Origin of the sequence: Streptomyces sp. NPDC050433 (genome assembly GCF_044458565.1) — a bacterium.
In the GTDB taxonomy this organism is placed as follows: domain Bacteria; phylum Actinomycetota; class Actinomycetes; order Streptomycetales; family Streptomycetaceae; genus Streptomyces.
In genome coordinates, this window is record NZ_JBITIB010000024.1 from 1 (window position 1) to 7,309 (window position 7,309).

Consider the following 7,309-nt stretch of genomic DNA (forward strand, 5'->3'; position numbering starts at 1 on the left):
CGCCCGGTTACATTCCGAACCCGGAAGCTAAGCCTTTCAGCGCCGATGGTACTGCAGGGGGGACCCTGTGGGAGAGTAGGACGCCGCCGAACAATTATTGGCCTCAACCCCCGCACTGTGTGCGGGGGTTGAGGCATTTCTGCGTTCAAGCGGCGCTTACAGTCGGCACATGAGCTATGAACTGGTCATCTTCGACAACGACGGCGTCCTCGTCGACAGCGAGCCCCTTTCCAACACCATCCTCGCCGGCTATCTCACCGAACTCGGGCACCCCACCACCTACGAGGATTCCCTCCGCGACTACATGGGCGCCGCAGTCCACCGGGTGCACGATCTCGTACGCGAGAGAACCGGGCAGCAGCTGCCCGAGGACTTCGACGAGACCCTGCACAGCCGGGTGTTCGCCGCCTTCGAGCGGGAGTTGAAGCCTATGGAGGGGGTCACCGAGGTGCTGGGCAAGTTGGCCGCCGACGGGCGGCCGTACTGCGTCGCGTCGTCCGGGAGCCATGAGCGGATCCGGGTGGGGCACCGTAAGACCGGGCTGGACCGGTGGTTCGAGTCCGGGATCGTCTTCAGCGCGCAGGACGTCGGGCGCGGAAAGCCGGCGCCGGATCTCTTCCTGTACGCCGCCGAGCGCATGGGAGTCTCTCCCGCGCGGTGCGTCGTCGTCGAGGACAGCCCGCTCGGAGTGGCCGCCGCTCGGGCGGCCGGGATGGATGTGTACGCGTTCACCGCGATGACCCCCGTCGAGAAACTGCCGGGCGCGACCGCGTACTTCTCGTCGATGGCCGAGCTCGCCGGGCTTCAGAAACTCTTCAGATGATCCATCTACTTCTTTAGCGCGGAGCTATACGCTCTGCGGCCATGGAAGCCTCGATGATACGGCCGGTCAGTACAGACACGCGGTTGAGACACGGACGGGTGTCCCTAGCGCTGAGCTTCCTCGTGCAGGGGATCGTCTTCGCCCTCGTCGTCACGCGTATCCCCGCGATCCAGGACCGGTACGGGATGTCCGACGCCCTGCTGCCGGCGTTCCTCGCGGCCGTGCCGATCCTCGCCGGTGTGGGCAGCGTCCTCACCGGGAAGCTCGTCGCGCGCGTGGGGCCCCGCCTCGTACTGCGGTGGGCCCAGCCGCTCCTGCTGTTCGCCTTCCTTGGCGTGGCTGCCGGTGACCAGCTGTGGCAACTCGCTTTGTCGCTCTGCGCGTTCGGGCTGTCCGGCGGCGCGCTTGACGCGTCGATGAACATGCTGGGTGTGCGCCTTCAACGGGCCTACGGGCGCAGCATCATGCTTGGCTTCCACGCCGCGTACAGTCTCGGAGGCATCACCGGGGCCTCGCTCGCCTGGGCCGGCGCCCACTGGGACCTGTCCCTGCTGGTGTCGTATCTGCCAGTCGTCGTCGTGCTGCTGCCGGCCGTGCTCATCGGGAGCCGCTGGTGCACGGACGCGGAGACCGAAAAGCCGACCGCCTCCGGTACGGGACTCGCCTCCGGCACCGAGATCTCCTCCGGCAGCAAGGTCGCCTTCAAGGCCCTCCTGCCGCTCTGCCTCATCATGACTTTCGCCTACATCGGCGACTCCACTGTCTCCAACTGGAGCGCGAAGTACCTCCAGGACGTCCTGGGCAGCTCCGACGAGATGGCCACCGTCCCGTACAACGCGTACATGGTCACCACACTCCTCGGCCGGTCGGCCGGCGACCTCGGGGTGCGGCGCTTCGGGCCTGTCGCCGTCGTGCGGTTCGGGGCGGTGCTCGCCGCCGCCGGGTACGCGGTGATCGCGGTGGCGCCCGGCGCGTGGGTGGGGATCCTGGGGTTCGCGATTCTCGGGTTCGGTCTCTGTGTCGTCGTACCGCAGTGCTTCGCCGCCGCCGGGCGGCTGTTCCCCAACGCCAGCGACGCGGCCGTCGCTCGGCTGAACATCTCCAACTACGTGGGTTTTCTGATCGGGTCGCCCCTCGTCGGCGCGCTCGGTGACGTGTGGAGCTACCGGGGCGCGATGCTCGTCCCGATGCTGATGATGCTCGTGACGCTGCTGTACGCCCGCTCGTTCGCCGACGACGGCGCCCGATACGGTGGCGGGCATGACCGGTCGCGCACAGCTGATGTGGCATGACGCCGTAACGGACTACGACTTCGGGTCCAGCCACCCTATGGACCCGATGCGACTATCGCTGACCAGGGGTCTCGTGCGCGCGTACGGGCTCGACAGCGAGGTGGACGTGGTGTCCGCGCAGCCCGCCGGGGATTCCACGCTGAGACTCGTTCACCACGAGGCCTACGTCGACGCCGTACGCCGCTACTCGCGGGACCCCAGGTCCGCCGACGGCTCGTACGGCATCGGGACGGTCGACGATCCGGCCTTCGCCGGGATGCACGAGGCCTCCGCGCTGATCGCCGGGCAGTCGGTCGGCGCGGCCGAGGCGGTGTGGCGCGGCGAGACGAACCACGCTGTGAACTTCGCCGGCGGCCTGCACCACGCCATGCCCGGCTCGGCTTCCGGCTTCTGCATCTACAACGACGCGTCGCTCGCCATCGCCCGGCTGCTGGAGCTGGGCGCGGAGCGCGTCGCGTACGTGGATGTGGACGTGCACCACGGGGACGGCGTCCAGGCGGCGTTCTGGGACGACCCGCGGGTGCTGACGATCTCGCTGCACGAGCACCCCCGCACGCTCTTCCCGCAGACCGGCTGGGCGGAGGAGACGGGCGAGGGGGCCGGTGAGGGCAGCGCGGTCAACTTGCCGCTGCCCGCCGGGACCGGCGACGAGGGGTGGCTGCGGGCGTTCCACTCCGTCGTGCCCGAACTGCTGGCTGACTTCCGGCCGCAGGCGCTGGTGACTCAGCACGGCGCCGATACGCACTTCGAGGACCCGCTGGCGCATCTCGCGGTGTCGCTGGACGCGCAGCGCGCCGTGCAGGCGTCCTGCCACGACTTGGCGCACACGTACGTCGACGGGGGCCGCTGGGTCGCGCTCGGCGGCGGCGGTTACTCGGTCGTGGACGTCGTACCGCGCTCCTGGACCCATCTGGTGTCGATCGCGGCGCACGCGCCCATCGATCCGGCATCGGCGGTGCCGGAGGAGTGGCGGGACGAGGTCTTCGCCCGTACGCGTGAGTCCGCGCCGCGGCGGATGACGGACGGGCGTACGCCGAACTGGCGGCCGTGGGACGAGGGTTACGACCCGGCGGACCGGCTGGACCAGGCGATCCTCGCAACCCGCAAGGCGTCGTTCCCGCTGCGGGGGCTGCTGGCCTGAGGCACCGGTCCGGGCTCCCCGTCGGCGGTTACGCCAACTGTGGGGTACGACAACGGTTTTGGCCCCGCGCCCGCCGCCGTACGGGAGCATCGGGCCTGTGCTGAGTACCGGAACCTTACGGGCCCACCTGCTGGCCGCCAGACTGGCCGGGCCGGTGGCCACCACGCGGGAGCAGAGCCTGCGCAGCTACCGGCTCTTCGCTGCCCGCGATCCGCGCGCGACGCTGGGGCTCACCCCTGAACGGGCCTGGAATCAGCGCGAGTTGCTGTGGCTCATGGCCGAGCGGTGCGGGGTCTCGGGGGATCCCGCGCATGTCTCGGGCAGCGATGTCATCGACCCCGAACGGACGTTGCGCAGCCTCGACGCCTTCGCCGAGCGGCTCGGCGCCGCCGCCGGACGGCGGGCTCCCGTGCTGTTCGGGACCGGGCACCCGAACCGACTGATCGGGTTCTACGCGGGTTTGGCAGACGCTTTGTCGGCGGCGGGGTGCCTCGTACTCACCCCGGCGAAGGGGCGATGTATCGACATAACGACCCGGTTCGGCGTACGCACGTACCGTCTCGACTACGTACGAGGAGTCGCGTTGGTGCGGGAATCCGAAGCGTCACGCGCCAGGAGTGAGACCGGCGCACACAGCCATTCCCCCCTCCCCGTTCGGGTTGCTCTGGACAGTGCCGCGGCGGCCGGCGGGCCGCTTCCCGAGCTGGTCGTCGGAGATCACGGATGGGTCTGCGGGGCAGGTCAGTTGGGGATTGAAGCCATCGGTCTCGGCGACACCGACGATCCGGCGCTCTTCGTGGGCGAGGCGGAGGGACGGGTGGCCGTCGTGGTTCCGGTTGACGACGGCGTGCGGTCCGATTACTACCGTCCACTGACGCGCTATGTACTCAATCGAGCGTGTCTGTCACGGTAGGCGGCTATGTGCTGCTCCTCTTCCCCACTCGTACCACCCGCCCCTACTCTGGGTGTGAGCGCACAGCGACGAAGAGTCACCGGAGGGGAAGCCGGTGTGCGTCGGGTGCGGAAGGTACAGGTGGGTCATGGTTGCTGGCAGCGAGAGGCCTCTCAACGAGGTCAAGTTCCTTACTGTGGCGGAAGTCGCCGCGGTGATGCGAGTGTCGAAGATGACCGTGTACCGATTGGTGCACAGCGGTCATCTGCCGGCGATCCGGGTGGGCAGGTCTTTCCGGGTTCCGGAGCAAGCGGTTCACGAGTATCTCCGCGAGTCTTTCGTGGGGGTCGAATCCGCCTGAGATTTCCCTCGGATTACGTCCCTCACTCGGCGACGGGTAGGCTGGGCCAACGTAGGTCGTGTGGGCCCAGACGCCCCGCACCGAGTGAAGAGAAGTGAGCGAGGGTAGTCGTGGGCTCTGTTATCAAGAAGCGGCGTAAGCGGATGGCCAAGAAGAAGCACCGCAAGCTGCTCAAGCGCACCCGCGTTCAGCGTCGTAACAAGAAGTGATCGACAGCTGTACGTAACACCGCGGCCCTCCCACCTGCATGGTGGGAGGGCCGCGGTGCGTTGCCGGCGCGCTTCGCCTTCTCGGTCGAGGTCGGTTCGGGTCAAAGATTCGCGAAGGTGCGGAGAAGTGCCCCGTGACGCCATCGCGCGGCTACGGCGACCCGCTACGGTGACGGCTGGGACAAGCAATGTGCTTGTGTCAGACATCAAATTCAGGGGAAGGCGCTGATCTTGGGCAAGGTCGTGCTCGTGACCGGAGTGGCGCGTCAGCTCGGCAGCCGTCTCGTACGGAGAATCCTGCGCGACTCCGAGGTGGACCGGGTCATCGGCGTGGACGCCGTTACTCCCGAGCACAGTCTCGGCGGTGCCGATTTCGTACGGGCGGACATCCGCCAGCCCGCCATAGGCCGCGTCCTGGCCGAGCATTCCGTCGACACCGTCGTGCACATGGACGTGACGGGCACCCCGCTCGGGGCCGGCGGCCGGACGGCCGTCAAGGAGACCAACGTCATCGGCACGATGCAACTGCTCGGTGCCTGCCAGAAGTCGCCCACCGTCCAGCGCCTGGTCGTCAAGTCCAGTACGAGCGTGTACGGCTCCGCGCCCCGCGACCCGGCCGTCTTCACCGAGACCACCCCGCCCAAGTCGCTGCCCAGCGGCGGCTTCGCCAAGGACGCGGTGGAGGTCGAGGGGTATGTGCGGGGCTTCGCACGCCGCCGGCCGGACGTCGCCGTGTGCGTGCTGCGCTTCGCGAACATCCTCGGGCCCGCGGCGGATTCACCGCTCGCGGAGTATCTGTCCCTGCCGGTGCTGCCGACGGTCTTCGGCTACGACCCGCGGCTCCAGTTCATCCACGAGGACGACGTCATCGACGTCCTGCGGATCGCCGTGCACGAACCGCGGCGCTCCACGCTCAACAGCGGGACCTTCAACATCGCCGGTGACGGCGTGCTGTTGCTCTCGCAGTGCTCCCGGCGCCTCGGCAGGCCGACGGTGCCCGTGCTGCTGCCGGCCGTCACCTGGGTCGGCTCCGCGCTGCGCACGCTCGGTGTGACGGACTTCTCGCCGGAGCAGATCCGGCTGCTGACCCACGGCAGGGTGGTCAGCACGGATCAGATGCGGGAGACACTGGGATTCGTACCCACGCACACGACGGCGGAGGCCTTCACGGACTTCGCACGTAGCCGGGGTGCCGGGCTGCTGCCGCCAGAGGCTGTCGCCGACGCGGTCGACCAACTCGCCACCCTCGTCAGCAAGGAGCGCATCTGACATGGCCGATGCCAAGGTCATCCCCTTCGGTGAGGAGCCCCGGTCACGGCGTGCGGCGCGGTCGGGCGGCGCTGCAGGGACGGGCGGCGGGGCGAAGAAGGACGCAGCCGGGAAGCGCGCGCAGGGGCCTGGCCCGCACGCGCTCTCGTCCGTGCCCGATCAGCCGGACGGGGTTGAGGACAGCATGGGCGGCGACGACGCGAAGAAGGTTCCCTCCCAGCCGGGCGAGCCTCAGCCCGTCACGCCTCGTGCCGAGGGCGCCGAAGAGCCTGAAGCCGCATCGCCCGAGCCCGAGCCCGAGCCCGAGGCCGAGCCCGCGCCCGGTGGCGGTGCCTGGGACCGGCGGCTCGCCGAGGGGTTCGCCTTCCTGCGGCGCCGGGTCACCGGTGACTACGAGGTCGACGAGTTCGGTTACGACAAGGACCTCACCGAGCAGGTCCTGATGTCGCTGATCCGGCCGCTCTACGCGAACTACTTCCGCGTCGAGGTGAAGGGCATCGAGAACATCCCTTCGGACGGCGGCGCCCTGGTGGTGTCCAACCACTCCGGCACCCTCCCGCTCGACGGGCTGATGATGCAGGTCGCCGTGCACGACAACCACCCCGCCGGGCGCCATCTGCGGCTGCTCGCCGCCGATCTCGTGTTTATGCTGCCGGTCGTCAACGAGCTGGCGCGCAAGGCCGGTCACACCCTGGCCTGCGCCGAGGACGCGGAGCGGCTGCTGGAACGCGGCGAGATCGTCGGCGTGATGCCGGAGGGCTTCAAGGGCCTGGGAAAGCCCTTCGGTGAGCGCTACAAGTTGCAGCGCTTCGGGCGGGGCGGTTTCGTCTCGACGGCGCTGCGGCACGGTGTGCCGATCGTGCCGTGCTCGATCGTCGGGGCGGAGGAGATCTACCCGATGATCGGCAACTCCAAGACGCTGGCGCGGCTGCTGGGATTCCCGTACTTCCCGATCACACCGACATTCCCGTGGCTCGGGCCGCTGGGCGCGCTGCCGCTGCCGACGAAGTGGACGATCCAGTTCGGCGAGCCGATCCCCACGGACGGCTATCCGCCGGAGGCGGCCGAGGATCCGATGCTGATGTTCAACCTGACCGATCAGGTACGGGAGCAGATCCAGCACACGCTCTACAAGCTGCTCGTACAGCGTCGGTCAGTCTTCTTCTGACCACCGCCCGACGCGACATGAGAGAGGGGGGGGGGGGGGGGCCCCCCCCCCCCCCGGGGGGGGGGGCGGGCCCCCCGCGGGGCGGGGGGGGGGGGGGGGGGGGGGGGCCACACACCCCCCCCCCGCCGGGCCACCCCCCGGGGGGGGGGGGTGC

Annotated in this window: 8 protein-coding genes and 1 rRNA gene; all 9 read left to right on the plus strand. The window is 69.2% G+C overall.

What is annotated here, in order from left to right; translation table 11 throughout:
• Positions 1-92: ribosomal RNA gene (gene rrf / locus ACIBLA_RS26485) — 5S ribosomal RNA — on the plus strand; the annotation flags it as partial.
• 77 nt (positions 93-169) lie between these two features.
• The gene (locus tag ACIBLA_RS26490) at positions 170-823 is read left to right on the plus strand and encodes an HAD family hydrolase (RefSeq protein WP_399200094.1); all 654 of its coding nucleotides are present in this window, start codon (positions 170-172) and stop codon (positions 821-823) included.
• Positions 824-876: 53 nt separating this feature from the next.
• On the plus strand, positions 877-2,115 hold the full coding sequence (locus tag ACIBLA_RS26495; RefSeq protein ID WP_399200142.1) for an MFS transporter: 1,239 nt from the start codon (positions 877-879) through the stop codon (positions 2,113-2,115).
• On the plus strand, positions 2,084-3,256 hold the full coding sequence (locus ACIBLA_RS26500) for an acetoin utilization protein AcuC (RefSeq protein WP_399200095.1): 1,173 nt from the start codon (positions 2,084-2,086) through the stop codon (positions 3,254-3,256). The genes ACIBLA_RS26495 and ACIBLA_RS26500 overlap by 32 nt, the downstream gene beginning before the upstream one ends.
• Before the next feature lie 97 nt (positions 3,257-3,353).
• Positions 3,354-4,169 carry a phosphatase gene (locus ACIBLA_RS26505; RefSeq protein WP_363243361.1) on the plus strand — a complete coding sequence of 272 codons (816 nt, stop codon included), beginning with the start codon at positions 3,354-3,356 and terminating at the stop codon, positions 4,167-4,169.
• Positions 4,170-4,296: 127 nt separating this feature from the next.
• Complete coding sequence (locus tag ACIBLA_RS26510; RefSeq protein WP_363243362.1) at positions 4,297-4,509, plus strand: helix-turn-helix domain-containing protein; 213 nt, start codon at positions 4,297-4,299, stop codon at positions 4,507-4,509.
• Positions 4,510-4,619: 110 nt separating this feature from the next.
• Positions 4,620-4,718 (plus strand): 30S ribosomal protein bS22, encoded by a 99-nt coding sequence (locus tag ACIBLA_RS26515; RefSeq protein WP_003948845.1) that lies wholly within the window; start codon positions 4,620-4,622, stop codon positions 4,716-4,718.
• Between the two features lie 231 nt (positions 4,719-4,949).
• Positions 4,950-5,987, plus strand: a complete 1,038-nt coding sequence (locus ACIBLA_RS26520; RefSeq protein WP_363243364.1) for an NAD-dependent epimerase/dehydratase family protein — start codon at positions 4,950-4,952, stop codon at positions 5,985-5,987.
• A 1-nt stretch (position 5,988) separates the two neighbouring features.
• Complete coding sequence (locus ACIBLA_RS26525) at positions 5,989-7,155, plus strand: lysophospholipid acyltransferase family protein (protein WP_399200096.1); 1,167 nt, start codon at positions 5,989-5,991, stop codon at positions 7,153-7,155.
• Positions 7,156-7,309: the final 154 nt, after the last annotated feature.